The sequence below is a fragment of the Nocardia sp. CDC160 genome (assembly GCF_035818795.1).
Lineage (GTDB): Bacteria > Actinomycetota > Actinomycetes > Mycobacteriales > Mycobacteriaceae > Nocardia.
Genome location: NZ_JAYKYT010000002.1, coordinates 338,410 through 351,840, shown reverse-complemented (window position 1 = coordinate 351,840; position 13,431 = coordinate 338,410). Strand labels below are relative to the sequence as shown.

Annotated in this window: 13 protein-coding genes and 2 pseudogenes; 12 read left to right on the top strand and 3 right to left on the bottom strand. The window is 68.3% G+C overall.

The genetic code is table 11. The features are described 5' to 3' along the window. The first annotated feature begins 348 nt into the window (after positions 1–348). The 3 genes from VMT40_RS08975 to VMT40_RS08965 all read left to right on the top strand — a co-directional run bounded on the left by VMT40_RS08975 (position 349) and on the right by VMT40_RS08965 (position 2,505). The gene (locus VMT40_RS08975; RefSeq protein ID WP_326357521.1) at positions 349–1,512 is read left to right on the top strand and encodes a glycosyltransferase; all 1,164 of its coding nucleotides are present in this window, start codon (positions 349–351) and stop codon (positions 1,510–1,512) included. Positions 1,513–1,594: 82 nt separating this feature from the next. After that, on the top strand, positions 1,595–1,786 hold the full coding sequence (locus VMT40_RS08970) for a DUF3046 domain-containing protein (RefSeq protein ID WP_326308616.1): 192 nt from the start codon (positions 1,595–1,597) through the stop codon (positions 1,784–1,786). After that, positions 1,780–2,505 (top strand): aminoglycoside 3'-phosphotransferase, encoded by a 726-nt coding sequence (locus tag VMT40_RS08965; protein ID WP_326357520.1) that lies wholly within the window; start codon positions 1,780–1,782, stop codon positions 2,503–2,505. Before VMT40_RS08970 ends, VMT40_RS08965 begins: the two co-directional genes overlap by 7 nt. An 18-nt stretch (positions 2,506–2,523) precedes the next feature. Here VMT40_RS08965 and VMT40_RS08960 read toward each other — a convergent pair whose 3' ends face one another. Next, positions 2,524–3,075, bottom strand: a complete 552-nt coding sequence (locus tag VMT40_RS08960) for a CGNR zinc finger domain-containing protein (protein WP_442789938.1) — start codon at positions 3,073–3,075, stop codon at positions 2,524–2,526. A gap of 124 nt (positions 3,076–3,199) precedes the next feature. Between VMT40_RS08960 and VMT40_RS08955 the strand changes: the two genes are divergently transcribed. The 3 genes and pseudogenes from VMT40_RS08955 to VMT40_RS08945 all read left to right on the top strand — a co-directional run bounded on the left by VMT40_RS08955 (position 3,200) and on the right by VMT40_RS08945 (position 5,003). Continuing rightward, positions 3,200–3,652 carry a VOC family protein gene (locus VMT40_RS08955; protein WP_326357518.1) on the top strand — a complete coding sequence of 151 codons (453 nt, stop codon included), beginning with the start codon at positions 3,200–3,202 and terminating at the stop codon, positions 3,650–3,652. 1 nt (position 3,653) lies between these two features. Continuing rightward, positions 3,654–4,538 (top strand): annotated as a pseudogene (locus tag VMT40_RS08950) (pyridoxamine 5'-phosphate oxidase family protein); the annotation flags it as partial. Between the two features lie 12 nt (positions 4,539–4,550). Next, complete coding sequence (locus tag VMT40_RS08945; protein ID WP_326358543.1) at positions 4,551–5,003, top strand: nuclear transport factor 2 family protein; 453 nt, start codon at positions 4,551–4,553, stop codon at positions 5,001–5,003. 108 nt (positions 5,004–5,111) lie between these two features. Here the strand turns inward: VMT40_RS08945 and VMT40_RS08940 are convergent, their stop codons facing one another. Further along, entirely contained in the window at positions 5,112–6,521 is a 1,410-nt protein-coding gene (locus VMT40_RS08940; protein ID WP_326357517.1) for a DHA2 family efflux MFS transporter permease subunit, read from the bottom strand. A 95-nt stretch (positions 6,522–6,616) separates the two neighbouring features. Here VMT40_RS08940 and VMT40_RS08935 point away from each other — a divergent pair, with 95 nt between their 5' ends. From VMT40_RS08935 to VMT40_RS08920, 5 genes and pseudogenes are all read left to right on the top strand, one after another. Next, the gene (locus tag VMT40_RS08935; RefSeq protein ID WP_326357516.1) at positions 6,617–7,639 is read left to right on the top strand and encodes an Lrp/AsnC family transcriptional regulator; all 1,023 of its coding nucleotides are present in this window, start codon (positions 6,617–6,619) and stop codon (positions 7,637–7,639) included. 171 nt (positions 7,640–7,810) lie between these two features. After that, on the top strand, positions 7,811–8,845 hold the full coding sequence (gene recA, locus VMT40_RS08930) for a recombinase RecA (protein WP_326308609.1): 1,035 nt from the start codon (positions 7,811–7,813) through the stop codon (positions 8,843–8,845). Between the two features lie 1,124 nt (positions 8,846–9,969). After that, positions 9,970–10,482, top strand: a pseudogene (recX, locus tag VMT40_RS39340) (recombination regulator RecX); the annotation flags it as partial. Positions 10,483–10,545: 63 nt separating this feature from the next. Next, positions 10,546–11,124 carry a hypothetical protein gene (locus VMT40_RS39335; RefSeq protein ID WP_442789967.1) on the top strand — a complete coding sequence of 193 codons (579 nt, stop codon included), beginning with the start codon at positions 10,546–10,548 and terminating at the stop codon, positions 11,122–11,124. A gap of 107 nt (positions 11,125–11,231) precedes the next feature. Beyond that, positions 11,232–11,657, top strand: a complete 426-nt coding sequence (locus tag VMT40_RS08920; RefSeq protein WP_326357514.1) for a pyridoxamine 5'-phosphate oxidase family protein — start codon at positions 11,232–11,234, stop codon at positions 11,655–11,657. Positions 11,658–11,663: 6 nt separating this feature from the next. Here VMT40_RS08920 and VMT40_RS08915 read toward each other — a convergent pair whose 3' ends face one another. Then, entirely contained in the window at positions 11,664–12,197 is a 534-nt protein-coding gene (locus tag VMT40_RS08915; RefSeq protein WP_326357513.1) for a DoxX family protein, read from the bottom strand. A gap of 184 nt (positions 12,198–12,381) precedes the next feature. On the opposite strand from VMT40_RS08915, the gene VMT40_RS08910 reads away from it, so the two are divergent. Further along, on the top strand, positions 12,382–13,389 hold the full coding sequence (locus tag VMT40_RS08910) for an NADP-dependent oxidoreductase (RefSeq protein WP_326357512.1): 1,008 nt from the start codon (positions 12,382–12,384) through the stop codon (positions 13,387–13,389). Positions 13,390–13,431: the final 42 nt, after the last annotated feature.

The following is a 13,431-nucleotide window of genomic DNA, read 5'->3' as shown; positions in this document are numbered from 1 at the left end:
CCGAGCTCGCTGTGTCGGCTTGCGAGCTGGCCCAGCACGGCGGCTTCGCGGTCCGAGCTGCCGCTGTGCGCACCCCGTCATTCCGGCACGTGTCCTCGTCATTCCGGCGCGATTTGGCCGGAATCCACAGTGGCAGGGTAGATCCCGGGCAAGACATGCCGCGATGACGGGCCGCACTCCGCTGGGGTGGCGGGCTGTGGTCTGGCGGGGCGGCGTGCTGTGCTACACCCGGGTGACCGTCTACGGGCTGCCGGGATGACAGCGGGGCCGCGTCGTGGCGAGACGGAGGGCATCTTGGCTAGCCGCCTGGATGTGAGGGCGGTCGGTGGGGTGTGGCACCCTGGGCGCGTGCGAGTAGCTGTTGTGGCGGGGCCGGATCCGGGGCACACGTTCCCGGCTATTGCGTTGTGCGAGCGGTTGCTGGCGGCCGGGGACGAGCCGGTGTTGTTCACCAGTCCGCGGTGGTTCGATGCCGCTCGGGGGGTGGGGATCGGGGTGCGGCGGCTGAAGGGGCTCGCGCCGCGCGCCGAGGATGATGATGACGACGCGGGTGCGCGGATTCATCAACGGGCCGCGCACATTTCGAGCGAGATCCTGCCGGAGATGAGTGCGATGCTGCCCGAGTTGGTGGTGTCGGATGTGCTGACCGCCGGGGGTGGGATGGCGGCCGAGCGGTTGAAGCTGCCGTGGGTGGAGCTCTCCCCGCATCCGCTGTATCTCCCCTCGAAGGGGTTGCCGCCCATTGGAAGCGGGCTCGCGATCGGCGAGGGCATGCGGGGTCGCGCCCGGGATTCGGTGCTGCGCGGCCTGACCTCGCGCGCGATTCGCCGCGGTGAACTGCAGCGCGCGCAGGCGCGGGCGAGCGTGGGCCTGCCGCCGGAGGATCCAGGACCGACCGCCCGGTTGGTTGCCACCCTGCCCGCCCTCGAGGTGCCGCGCCCCGACTGGCCCGACAACGCCCACCTGGTCGGCCCGCTGCTGTGGGAGCCCACCGACCACATCCTCGACCTGCCGCCCGGCGATGAGCCGCTGGTCATGGTCGCCCCGTCCACCGCTCAAACCGGCACCGCCGGTCTGGCCGACCTCGCCCTCGAAGCCCTGGAGGGCGCTGGCGTTCGCGTCGCCATCTCCACCCTCGACACCCCGCCCGCCGACCTCCCCGCTTGGGCCACAGCCGGTTTGGGCCGCCAGGACGAGCTCCTGCGCCACGCCGCGGTCGTCATCGGCGGTGGCGGCCACGGCCTGCTCGCCAAGACCCTCCTCGCGGGCGTACCCATCGTCACCGTCCCCGGTGGCGGTGACCAGTGGGAACTCGCCAATCGCGCCGCCCGTCAAGGCAGTTCGATCCTGGTCCGCCCCGCCACCCCCGAGGCCCTGCGCGACGCCGTCAAACGCGTCCTCGACGATCCCTCCTTCACCGACGCCGCCCGCTCGGCCGCCACCGGCATTTCCGTGGTCACCGACCCGGTCGCGGTCTGCCACGCCGCAGCCGAATCGCCCAACCCGGCCTGACCTGCCCGTTTCGTACCGGTCGCCGCGGGCCTCGGCGGTCGCGGTTGGCCGGGCCGTCCGAGATTGGCGTAGGCTCGCCGCCGTGCGATTGACGGAGTTCCAGGAGTTGTTGCATACCGAATTCGGAACGGCACGCGGCGACGTGCTGCTGAAAGATCATGTGCTGCCGACCATGGGCAAGACGGGCGCGCAGGCGATCGAGTCCGGGGTGGACCCCCGCGACGTGTGGCGCGCGCTCTGCGCGGAATTCGATGTGCCCAAGTCCCGATGGTGACGAACCGCTCGTGGCCGCCGCGCGTGGCGGCCTTGCTCGGGGCCGATCCGGTGCTCTCCGCGGACCACGAAGGGCTCAGCGGCGGCGTCGTGCAGGTGAACGGAACCTACTGGCTCAAGCGCGGACCCGTGGCGGTGGCCGAATACGAGCGATATCGCTGGCTCGGCGAGCAGGCCATAGCGGTGCCGGAGATCGCGGTCTTCGACGAGGACGTCCTGGTGCTCGCCGATGCGGGGGTGCCGAGTCTGGCCGCCGCGCAGGTGGATTCACCCGGTCGGCTGATGGGGGAGACGCTGCGTCGGCTGCACGGGCTGTCGGTGGCGCACTGTCCGTTCGACGGACGCCTCGAGGCCACTCTGCGGGCAGCGCGACGACGCATTGCCGAAGGTGCCGCCGATGCTGACGATTTCGATGACGACAACCTTGGACTGACGCCGGAGCAGGTGTTCGATCGGCTCGTCGCCGAACGGCCCGCGGTCGAGGATCTCGTTGTGGCGCACGGGGATTACACGCCGTCGAATGTGCTCGTGGGCGGGCTGCTCATCGATGTGGGGCGGCTCGGTGTGGCCGATCGGTATCGCGATCTGGCCTTGGCAGCCAGGGATTTGAGCGATGACTTCGGCGCGGGAGAAGTGGCGGCGTTCTTCGCCGCCTACGGGCTCGACGACCCGGATGCCGGGCGGTTGACCTACTACCGGCTGGTGGACGAATTGTTCTGAGCCCCACTCGGATTCGGTTCACTCCGAGTGTGTCTTCTTCGCGTAGTGGCGGGTGGCCTTGGCGCGGTTGCCGCACGAGGCCATCGAGTGCCAGCGGCGGGTGCCGTTTTTCGAGGTGTCCAGGAAGAACAGGATGCAGTGCGGGTGGGCGCACTGTTTGATTCGGTCCGGGGAGCTCGCCAGCAGGTGGAGCAGGTTGTCGGCGGCCAGCCAGGCGGGTAGCCAGGCGGGGGCGCTCACCTCGGGCAGGGAGTCCGGGCCCGCGGGGGTGAGGACGCGGCGAATGCGGCCCCGGGCGAGGACGGTATTGAGGTCGTCGGCGGTCTCGCCCCGGACCGCGCGCAGAATGGCCTCGCGGGCGGTGACCAGGGCCCGCCGGGTCGCTTCGTCGGCGGGCAGGTCGAGCTCGTTGTCGGCCAGCCATCGTTGGACGCCCGCCACGTCGGTGAGCAGGTCTTGACGGCCCTCCGCGGTCATCCAGCGGGTGTTGAGCAGATCCAGGGCGAGCGGTTCACCGAGGTGGGGGCGGGCAGCGGGCACGTCTGAGGGTAACCGCCGGGCGAGTGGCATCCGGGTCGCGACTCCTTTCTAACCGATAAAACGACCTATAGGGGTTGACGGTACGCCGTCCCCGTCATTAATTTCTAACTAGTCAAACTCGATATGATGGTTAGATCATCCGAAGGGGTTCACCATGACCGCACCTGTTCTCGCCCCCGGGCACATAGGCCTCAATGTCACCGATCTCGACCGGTCGGTCGCCTTCTATCGGCAGGCGCTCGGCTTCGAGCAGCTCGGCGCAGGCGGCGAGGGCGCGCGGCGCTTCGCCTTCCTCGGGCGCGACGGCAAGCTCCAGGTGACCCTGTGGCAGCAGAGCGATGGCGAATTCTCGGCGAAAACGCCCGGCCTGCATCACCTTTCGTTCCAGGTGGACAGCATCGACCAGGTGCGCGAGGTGGAATCGGTGCTGAAGGAGCTGAATGTCTCCTTCGCTCACGACGGTGTCGTCGCCCATCGCGAGGGCGGATCATCCGGCGGCATCTTCTTCATCGATCCCGACGGCATCCGGCTCGAGGTCTATGCGCCCAGCGGTGCCGAACACGCCCCCGCACCGAGCGGCTCCGCGCCCACCTGCGGCTTCTTCTGACATGAGCGTCGCCTATCACCCCGGCGAGTTGGCCGTGCAGGAGCGGATGGGGCAGGCCGATATCGCCCAGCGGGTCGGCCGCATGATCCGGCCCGAGATTCCGGCGGTCGCGGCGGAATTCCTGGCGGCGCAACCCATGATCGTGGTGGCCGCCGCCGACGACTCGGGACGGATGTGGGCGAGTCAGCTGATCGGGCCGCCCGGGTTCGTCCAGGCCTCCGGCGCGCGGACCATCGAGGTGGACGCGCTGCCGGTCGAGGGGGATCCGCTCGCCGAAGCACTGCGGGGCACAAGGCAGGTCGGCATGATCGCGCTACAGCCGCAACTGCGGCGGCGGATGCGGGTCAACGGTGTGGTCGCGCCCACCGCGCATGGTCTGCGCATCGATACCGAGCAGGTGTACTCGAACTGCCCCAAGTACATCTCGCGTCGAGATATCGACGACTGGGTCACCGGCACGACACCGACGGTGCGCCGATCGGCGGCGCTGAACGACGCTCAGCAACAGCTGGTTTCGCGCGCGGACGCCTTCTTCGTCGCCTCCGCCGACGCCGACGGCAATGCCGATGCCTCCCATCGCGGCGGCAATCCCGGCTTCCTCCAGGTACTTTCGCCGACCCGGCTGCGCTGGCCCGACTACCGCGGCAACTCCATGTTCATGACCCTGGGCAATATCGCCGCCGACCCGCGCTGCGGGCTGCTCATCCCGGATTGGCGGACCGGCACCACGCTGCAACTCACCGGCACCGCCGAGATTGTCTGGGATGAGACGACTTTCACGGCCGGGGCGCAATGCGCGATCGACTTCACCCTCCATGAAGTCGTGGAGATCACGGGAGCGACGCCCTTGCGCTGGAGTGAACCCGAACTTTCACCAACCAACCCGAAAGGTTTCAGGATGCGTCCCCCACTGCCACCGTTTGACATGGAATCGGCCAGGGCCAAGGTCCGTGCCGCCGAAAACGCCTGGAACACCCGCGATCCCGAAACTGTCGCGCAGGCGTACACCGAGGATTCGGTCTGGCGTAACCGCGACGAGTTCATTACCGGCCGCGCCGAGATCATCGACTTCCTGAAGCGTAAGTGGGCCAAGGAGAACGGGTACGCATTGCGCAAGGAGCTGTGGGGCTTCCGCGAGAACCGCATGGCCGTCCGCTTCCAATACGAATGGCACGACGACAACGGCCAATGGCACCGCAGCTACGGCAATGAACTCTGGGAATTCGCCCCCGACGGCCGCATGTCCCGCCGCGAAGCCAGCATCAACGACGTACCCATCGCCGAGAACGAGCGCCGCATCTTCGGCCCCCGCACCCCCGAAGAGGACACCGCACCCCTTCCCCTGCACTAGCAACAAGATCAGGGAGCACTCAGTGCGGTGAATTCGGGCGAATTCCTCGCTGAGAGCTCCCTGATCTTGGTCATTTCTGCGGGGGGCCGGCATGGGATGGGTTGTGTGTCAGGCGAGATGGGCGGGTTCGGGCGCGGCGGCGGGGGCCGCGGGGATGGTGCGGTCGGCTCGGGAGTAGAGGGCGAAAACCAGTGCGCCCGCCAGGATTCCGGTGACACCGGCGGTGATGGTCGCCGAGTTCAAGCCGTCGATGAAACCGACGTCGGGTGTCTTGCCCGAGCCCGTGTTGCGGAAGACGGTGCCCAGCACGGCGACTCCCAGTGCCAGCCCCAGCTGTCGCGCCGTATTGATCGCACCGGCGGCGGTGCCGCTCTGCTGCGGCGGGACCGCCGCCAGGCCCACCGCCACCAGCGGCGGGGCCATGATCCCGACACCGACGCCGATCACCAGATAGCCGGGAACCGTAGCGGCCCAGGACGATCCGGTATCGATAATGGTCAGCAGCGTGCTGCCCGCGCCGATCAGCGCGAGACCGCCGCCGATGGTCCATTTCGGCGCGACGTCGTGCAGCAGCCTGCCGAAGACGCCCGAGACCAGGAACGCGCACACCGACAGCGGCAGCATGGACAGTCCGGCCCGCAACGGCGTCAAGTGCAGGTACTGCTGCAACCACAGCGACAGCAGCGGGCTCGAGGCGAAGGCGGCGAAACTCATGCCGACGGCGGCGATCAGCGTGGCGGTGAAGCCCGCGCTGCGCAGCAGGGGCAGCGGCAACATCGGTGCGGTGCTGAAGGATTCGATGAGAACGAAGGCAATCAGGGCGATCGCGCCGCCGATCAGCGCCACCGCGGCCCCGCGATCGCCCCAGCCGTGCTCCCCGGCGCGGATGACGCCGTAGGTCACGGCCGTCGCGGCCGCGGTGAAGGCCAGCATGCCGACGACATCCACGCGGCGCTCCGCGCGCCGGGGCGACGGCCCGAAGGCGATGGCGGACAAGGCGATCGCCAGCACCGCGATCGGCAGGTTGACGAAGAAGATCCACCGCCACGACAGCAGATCGGTGAGTACGCCGCCCAGCACCACGCCGACACCGGCGGCCGCGCCCGACACCGCGCCCCACGCGCTGAACGCGATGCCACGATCGCGGCCGGTGTAGGTGGCGTGCAGCAGCGACAGCGTCGTCGCCAGCATGGCCGCACCGCCGATGCCCTGCGCGGCGCGCGCCGCCACCAGCACCTCCGCCGAACCGGCCACGCCGCAGCCGAGGCTGGCGGCCGCGAACAGGGCCAGGCCGATCAGATAGGTGGGCTTCGCGCCGAAGCGGTCGGCCAGTGAGCCGAGCATGAGCAGCAGCGCGGCCAGGGCGAGGGCGTAACCGTCGATGACCCACTGCAATCCGGACAGGCCCGTGCCGAGGTCCGCCGCGATGTCGGGCAGGGCGACATTCACGATGGTGACGTCTATGAGCAGCATGAACGAGCCCAGGCAGGCCGCGAGCAAGGGGAGCCATTTCCGCATGGGAACCTCCAGAAGTACGAGCGATTTCGTCACCTAGACTGGTGGGGAACGCTGGTATCCCATAGCCGCACCGCCTCTCGCGAAGGATTCCTCCCATGGATGGTGAAAGTCTGGACGAATCCTCCGTCCTGGATACGCTCGACAAGCAGATCATCCACGGCCTGGTCACCGACGCCCGCATCCCCTTCGCCCGGCTCGGGGCAGTTCTGGGCGTCTCCGAGCAGACGGTCGCTCGGCGGTATCGGTCGCTGCGGCGGCGCGGCATGATTCACGTCGCGGGACAGGTGAATACGGTGCCGCTCGGGCGCACCCGGTGGGTTCTGCGCATCAAGACCGCGCCGAATCGGGCGGTGGCGCTGGCCGAGGCGCTGGCGCGGCTGCCCGATGTGAGCTGGGTTTCCCTGCTGGCCACGGGATTCGAGGTGACCTGCGTGTGCCGTCCGCGGTCGGTGGAGCGGCAGGAGGAGTTGCTGCTGCGCATGATTCCGCGGGCCAGCCAGGTGCTGGAGTTGACCGTGCACGAGGTGATGCGGCAGTTCCCGTTCGAGGAGGAGTGGCCGCGCTACGGCCATCTGTTCACCGCCGAACAGCTGAGTGAACTGGGCCCGCGCCCGCCGATGTGGGAGCCGCGCGGGCCGGAGCGCTCGGTCGAACTCTCGCGCGAGGACGAGGTGATGCTGGCGATTCTGGCGCGCGACGGGCGGGCCTCCTACGCCCAGATCGCGACTGCCACCGGATGGAGCGCGACCCGGGTGGCGCGGCGGATGAGCGAGCTGATCGAGTCGGGGGTGCTGTACTTCGATCTCGACTTCGCTTTGGAGCGAATGGGTTACGTGGCGCGGGCCATGATCTGGATGCGGGTGCGGCCGGGGGATCTGGAGGCGGTGGGGAAGGCCGTGGCGACGCATCCGGAAGTGGCCTATGTCGCGGCGACGACGGGGACGGCGAATCTCATGGTCTCGGTGGTGTGCCAGGACACCGCGCATCTGTACCGGTATGTGACCGAATCGCTCGGGGTGCTGCCGGGTATCAATGACGTCCAGGTGCTTTCCGCATTGCGGATGTTCAAGCAGTCGCAGACACTGCTGGACGACCGGAAGATCGCGGTCGTGCCCTGAGGTCGCGTGCGCTTGCCGCGGATTTGCCACCAGGTCTTTCGCGTGTCGTTCAGCGCGTCGCTTGCGTCGAACACTTGTTCGTCTAAGCTCGTCGTCGGAACTTGTCGGTGCCTCCCTCTAACGTGGGCGCCAACCACAGCACTTGACACCCGTTGAGAAGGGGAACTGACGATGGCACCTCCGGCTTTCGATCGTGACAAGGCCCTCGATCTGGCGTTGGCGCAGATCGAGAAGAGCTTCGGCAAGGGCGCGCTCATGCGCCTGGGAGAGGAGGCGCGCCAGCCGATCTCGGTGATTCCGACCGGATCGATCTCGCTGGATGTCGCCCTCGGCATCGGCGGCCTGCCGCGCGGGCGCATTGTCGAGGTCTACGGTCCGGAGTCCTCGGGTAAGACCACCGTCGCCCTGCACGCGGTCGCCAATGCGCAGGCCGCGGGCGGTGTCGCGGCGTTCATCGACGCCGAGCACGCGCTGGATCCGGAGTACGCCCGCAAGCTGGGCGTCGACACCGACGCGCTGCTGGTCTCCCAGCCCGACACCGGTGAGCAGGCGCTCGAAATCGCCGACATGCTGGTGCGTTCCGGTGCCATCGACATCATCGTCATCGACTCCGTCGCCGCCCTGGTGCCGCGCGCCGAGATCGAGGGCGAGATGGGTGACAGCCACGTCGGTCTGCAGGCCCGCCTCATGAGCCAGGCGCTGCGCAAGATGACCTCGGCCCTGAACAATTCGGGCACCACCGCCATCTTCATCAACCAGCTGCGCGAGAAGATCGGCGTCATGTTCGGCTCGCCGGAGACCACCACCGGTGGTAAGGCGCTGAAGTTCTACGCCTCGGTCCGCCTGGACGTCCGCCGCATCGAGACGTTGAAGGACGGTTCCGACGCGGTTGGCAACCGCACCCGCGTGAAGGTCGTCAAGAACAAGGTCTCGCCGCCGTTCAAGCAGGCCGAGTTCGACATCCTCTACGGCGTCGGCATCTCCAAGGAGGGCTCGATCATCGACATGGGTGTCGAGCAGGGCTTCATTCGCAAGTCCGGCTCCTGGTACACCTACGAGGGCGATCAGCTCGGCCAGGGCAAGGAGAACGCCCGCAAGTTCCTCCTCGAGAACACCGATGTCCGCGACGAGATCGAGAAGAAGATCAAGGAAAAGCTCGGCATCGGCGCGGACGTCACCGCCGAAGAGGCCCCCGCCGACTTCTGACCGCTTCCTGATCGATGACCCCTCGGGATCCCGAAGGGCCCCGGCCTGATTCGCCGGGGCCCACCCCCCGCCTGGACGCGGTAGAACGCCTCCGCCGCCAACTGGAGTCCCGCTCCACCAAGCGCACCCCCACCTCCCACCCCCGCACCTCCACCCCAGGCCACGACCTCTACGGCCCCACCTCGGACCCGAGCCACGACCTTTTCGGCCGCAGTTCCGCCGACCCCTACACATCCGGCACCGGCACCTGGAACTACGGCCCCTCGAGCTATTCCACCGCCGACGAGCCGTCAGAACCCCACACCGGCGAAAGCCCCCAGTCCCCCAACCCCCGCCGTCCGCCCACCGGGCAACGCCGCGCGCCGGGGCAGTGGCGAGAGGAAGCGCCCACTACCCCCGGCCCCGGCAAAACCCCAACCCCGCACAGCTCGAACAGCCCTGCTCCAGAACAAATCTCCCCGAACGCTCCGCGAGAGGAGAAGCTGCGGGCCGCCCGCGCGGCGCTGGCCGCGGCGACCACGGCTGCTGGTGACTCCGGGGACACCGGGCGAAATAGGCGCGGGCAGCGAAGGAACCGCACCGAGGATGGGGGAGATCCGATCGCAGGGGGAGCCGCAGCGAACGCCGATGCGGGATGGGGAGATTCCGGGGCCGACGCGGGTAGCGGGGCGGATTGGCCTGGCGGAGGGGCGGATTGGCGTGGTGCCGGGGAGGCGATCTCGCCGAATGCTACGAGGGAGGAGAAGCTGCGGGCGGCTCGTGCGGCGCTGGCCGCAGCGACCGCGGCTGCTGCCGACGCCGGGGAAGCTGGGCGGGATGAGCGCGAGGAGCGGAAGAGTCGTGCGGCGCGTGAGGGAGCCCGGCGCCGCGATCGGGGCGATGGGGGAGCGGCAGGGGTTGTCGGTGGCGGGTTGGCGGGCGCTGACGGGGTCGTCAACGAACTGGTTGGCGGGGCCGATTGGTCTGGCAATGGGACGGGTTGGCGTGGTGTTGAGGGGGAAGCGGATCGGTTCGCGCCGGAAGTAGATCGGGAAGGGGCGAGCGGTTCGGGGGAGGCCGATGAGTTTGGTCGGGGTGGGCGGCGGGGGCGTCGGCGTGGGAGGAACTCGGATTCTGGTGGGGGAGTGGCGGAATCGGGGGCGCTGGTGGGCGGCGGCACCGAGGCGCAGGCGAAGGAAGTGTGTTTGCGGCTGTTGGCGGATCGGGCCAGGAGTCGGTTCGAGTTGGCGGATCGGTTGGCGGACAAGGGGTTCAGTGCGGGGGTGGCGAAGCGGGCGTTGGATCGGTTGGCCGAGGTTGGGCTGATCGATGATGCGGCGTTCGCGCAGCAGTGGGTGCACTCGCGGCACACGTATGCGGGCAAGGGGAAGAAGGTGCTCGCGGAGGAGTTGCGGCGCAAGGGGATTGCGCCGGAACATGCCGAACCCGCACTGGAATCGGTGACGGCGGCCGACGAACGCGAGCGAGCGGCCGAGTTGGTTCGCCGCAAACTGCCCTCGCTTTCCCCGGACCTCGACCGTGACAAGGCCATCCGCCGCCTCGTCACCATGCTCGCCCGCCGCGGCTACAACCCCGCCACCGCCTACGAGGTCGTCACCTCCATCCTCCCCGCAACTCACCGCCGCGAACCCGCCGACCTGCAGTCGGGCGACCGCTCCGGCACCGGTGTCGAAGGCGGAGCGACCGCCGGTCGCCTGCCCATGGATTCCGGTCCGGCTCGGGGCCGCCGCCCTTCGGCCGCGGCGCGGCGCGAATTGCCTTCCGGCGATGCCGAATCCGCGGCCGAGCTGGTTCGCGCCAAACTCCGCACCTTCTCCCCGAATCTCGACCGCGCCACCGCCACTCGCCGCCTGGTCGGTATGTTGGCCCGCCGCGGTTATCCCTCCGGCATCGCCTATGCGGCCGTGTCTGCGGAATTGGCCGCGTGGGTCGAGTCGGGGATGGAGGAGCAACCGGCGGTGGGTATGGGTCGCCGCGCTCGGGCAGTGTCTCGTCGTGAGGCTGAGCCGCGCTCCGGCTCGACCGTCGTGGACGCGGGCGATCCGAGCTCGGTCGACGACAATTCCGCGGACGCGAGCGAGCCATCCTCACTCGATGATGAGCGTGAGCGTGCCGCCGAGCTCGTTCGTGCGAAGCTCCGGGGATTGCCACCGGATCTGGACCGGGAGAAGACCATTCGCCGGTTGGTGGGTCTACTCGCCAGGCGCGGTTTCGGCCAGTCCATCGCCTACTCCGTGGTGAAGGACGAAATGGACGCCGCCGCGCGTGGCGGTGGGTGACAGGCTATTTCGGGTGTTCGAGCGAGCTGAACAATGCCGACCGGGCGGAGGTTTCTTCTGCTCGCGCGTATGACCTTGTTGTCGGTGGGGGGTCGTACGGTGGGGGTATGGCATTGACATTGAAGGAACGTCAGGAGTTTTTGGCTCAGCCTCATATTGGTGCGCTTGCGGTGGCTGTGGGGAATGGGCGGGCGCCGCTCAATGTGCCTATTTGGTATCAGTATTCGCCGGGGGGTGAGTTGTGGGTGGTGACCGGGGCGGGGTCGAGGAAGGCCCGGGCGTTGGAGGAGGCGGGGCGGTTCAGCCTCATGGCGCAGGTGTTGACGCCGTCAGTGCGGTATGTGACGGCGGAGGGGCCCGTTGTGCGGATCGAACCCATGACCGATGAGGGGCCCGTGCGGGAGATGGCCGAGCGGTACCTTCCGGCGGACAAGGTGGACGGCTATTTGAAGTACGCCGAGTCGCTGGGGGAGCAGGTCGTGGTGTTCATGCGGCCGGAGCAGTGGCTTTCGGCCGATATGGGCACGGTGTGAGCGCGGCTAGTGCCACTTGAACTCCAGCGTGATCAGCGCGGCCGCCAGTCCGAGCGCGAGGGCGGCCGCGCCCCAGGCCGGGCCGCGGCGTTGGCCCCAGGGGAGCAGGTGGTCGAGGGAGTAGCGGCCTGGGCCGGTGAAGGCCAGCGCCGCGGCGACGACGGCGAACAGCAGGGCGCTTTCGTAGCCCATGAGACCGTGATGCCAGGTCACGTTCATGGCATTGGTCATGCTGCCGACAACAATCGCCGCGCCCAGCGGTGTGAGCAATCCGAGCAATAGCAGTGTGCCGCCGGTGAATTCGCACAGTCCGGCCAGCGTGCCGAACAGTTTCCCCGGGTGATAACCCAGCTTGTCGAACCCCGTGATGGTCTTGTGCCAGCCCGGCCCATTGAACCAGCCGAACAGTTTCTGACTGCCGTGCACGAACAGCAGCCCGCCGAAAAACACCCGCAAGACCAGCAGCCCCATGTCGGCGGCACTGGAGTCGGTGTTCTCGGTCCCCTTGATAGAACGCTCATCGGTGAATTTGGTGGTCATCGCATTCCCGCTTCGGTTGATGAAGCAACCTGTCGCTCCCACCCCGTAAGCAGATACCTCCCACCCTGTAAGCAGATACGAGGCGGACCCCCACCGAGTTCAATCCACCGTCAGCGCGTGCAGGTAGCGGCCCACACGTCCGAGCTTGACCTTGCCCCATACGTCAATGTTTAGCGTCGGCGGCATGAGTGAGAACGAGGTCCGGGTCGGGCGGGTTGTGCAGTTGGTGCGGCGGCCGGTGGGTATGCCCGTGGTGAGTGATTTCCGGGTGGTGGAGGAACGCGTTCGGCAGGCGGGGCCGGGGGAGGTGGTTGTGCGGAATCTGTTCATGTCGCTGGATCCCGGGATGTTGATGCAGATCGGTGATTATCCGGGAATTCCCTTGCCGCCGTTCGTGGTCGGGGAGGCGATGCACGGCCGTGCGGTGGGTGAGGTCGTCGAGTCGGCGGACCCCGAACTGCCGGTGGGGACGGTGGTGGCGCATTGGCTGGGCTGGCGGGAGTTCGCGGTGGTCGCGGGCGAGGCGGTGCAGGTTCTGGATGCCACGGTGCCGCCCGCGTCGTATCTGGGATTCGGGCATGTCGCCTATGTGGGCCTCACGAAGGCGGCCGAATTGCGGGAGGGCGACACCGTTTTCGTGTCCAGTGCGGCGGGAGCCACGGGGAGTATGGCCGGGCAGATCGCCCGGTTGCTCGGGGCGAAGCGGGTGGTGGGCAGTGTCGGTTCGCCGGAGAAGGCGGAGTACGCGCGCGAAACGCTGGGGTATGACGCGGTTTTCGACTATCACGACGGTCCGATCGCCGACCGGCTGCGCGAGGTCGCGCCCGAGGGAATCGATGTGTATTTCGACAATGTCGGCGGCGATCACCTGCGAGCCGCGATCGAGGTGATGAATGTGGGCGGCCGGATCGCCCTGTGCGGTGCGCTGTCCCGGCAGCGCGCGGGCGGAGTGCCCGACGCCGGTCCCGGCGATCTGCTCCCGGTGATCGGCAAGCGTCTCACGCTCCGCGGCTTCACCGTGCTCGATCACCTGGATTCGGCCCCGGAATTCGGCCGCCTGCAGCGGAAATGGCTGGCCGACAAGGCGATCGTCCAGTCCGAAACGATTGTCGACGGCCTCGACAAGGCCCCGCGCACCCTGTTGGACCTGGTCTCCGGCACCTACCGGGGGAAGGTTGTGGTGCGCGTGTAGCGTTGCACCTCGCGAAATTTCGGCGAGGAGGGGCGAATGTGC